Consider the following 1567-nt stretch of genomic DNA (forward strand, 5'->3'; position numbering starts at 1 on the left):
GGGCACGGCGTGCTTTCGAAGGGTGTCACGCTCGGCTGCGCAGCCATTGCAGGAAGCGTTTCTTGGCGACCGGCTTGGGCAGTTCACGGGTCAGGTTCTGGGCCAGGTGGATGCGCACGTCCAACAGGTTTTTCATGGCGTCGCCGATGTCGCGACGGGCCTCGAGGCAAGGTTTGAGGTAGCTGTTCTCGATGCGATAAAGCGTGCAGAAAGTCTTGGCGTTGAAATTGGCCAGCGCCGCTTGCTCGGCGACGATCCCGGCTTCGCCGATCACCTCGCCCGGCCCCATGCGCCCGCCCTCGAGGGGCTGGCCGTTACGCAGGAGGCTCACGCTGACGACGCCGGACTCGATGATGAACAGATGATCGCTGACCTCCCCGGCCGCCAGGATCACCTCGCCCGCGCGAAACGTCTGCAGGGTCATGTTCTGGCTGAAGGTGTCTTTCTCGTCCGGGCGCAGGGTGGAAAAAATGCTCGAGCTTTCCAGCAACGCCCGCGGCCGCGACACCGCCAGGGCCGCCGTGCTTTCGCTGGTGGACAGCAGGCTCACGCCCGATGCATGCAGATGCCGAAACGCCAGGTCGAACAGTTGATTGCGCACCTCGCGTTTCTGCCCCATCGAGGCCACGAATCCGCTGATTTCATATTCCGCCCCGGCGCTGCTGGTGCTCTTGAGCGTGACGCAGGGCGCCGGGCTGGCAAGCAATGCGCGACAGCCGATCATCGCCCGTTCCAGCGCTTCGATCACCTTTTGCGGTCGCGCATGGGGACTGACCTGAATGCTGATGGACAAACCATGCATGTCGCTCGGTCGGCTGAAGTTGACGATCTTGGCTTTCGCCGCCAGCGAGTTGGGGATCACCGCCATGCTGCCCTGGGAGGTCTGCAGTCGCGTGGCACGCCAGTCGATGTCGGTGACCCGGCCTTCGGTGCCGTCGATGGAAATCCAGTCATCGACTTGATACGGCTTGGTGGTGTTGAGCACGATGCCGGAAAACACATCGCTGAGGGTGCTCTGCAAGGCCAGGCCGACGATGATCGCCATCGCGCCGGAGGTTGCCAGCACGCCCTTGACCGGCAGGTCGAGCACATACGCCAATGCCGCGATGACTGCGACCAGGAAAATCACCGCCCCCAGCAAGTCCTGCAACAACCGCCCCGTATGGCCGACCCGTTGCATCATCACCGCACCGATCATCACGGTCAGGGTCCGCGCGGCGAACAACCACCAGGCAATCTGCAAACCAGTCGCCGCCAGGTGCCGTGGCACGTCGTCGACCCACTGCGCGGGCTGCATGGGGTTGAGGCCTTCGTTGAACAGCAGCATGCTGAACAACATGAAAATCACCAGCCGCCCGCCGATCTTCCAATACATCCGTTCGGCACTGACGAACCGCCACGCCAGCAAATCGAGCACAAGCAACGCCAAGGCACTGAGCAGCGGGTGGTTGGTGATCAGGGAGAACATCGGGGACAGCTCCAAGAGGGCGATTGGCGAAGATTGGCACAGAATGAACACGCTGTAGAGATCACCCACAAAACCTTGTGGGAGCGAGCTTGCTCGCGA

Annotated in this window: 1 protein-coding gene; it reads right to left on the bottom strand. The window is 62.4% G+C overall.

What is annotated here, in order from left to right; genetic code table 11:
• Positions 1-25: 25 nt before the first annotated feature.
• The gene (locus OC610_RS27130) at positions 26-1468 is read right to left on the bottom strand and encodes a mechanosensitive ion channel domain-containing protein (RefSeq protein ID WP_264432446.1); all 1443 of its coding nucleotides are present in this window, start codon (positions 1466-1468) and stop codon (positions 26-28) included.
• Between the last annotated feature and the right edge of the window lie 99 nt (positions 1469-1567).

Origin of the sequence: Pseudomonas agronomica, assembly GCF_025917275.1 — a bacterium.
GTDB classification, from domain to species: domain Bacteria; phylum Pseudomonadota; class Gammaproteobacteria; order Pseudomonadales; family Pseudomonadaceae; genus Aquipseudomonas; species Aquipseudomonas agronomica.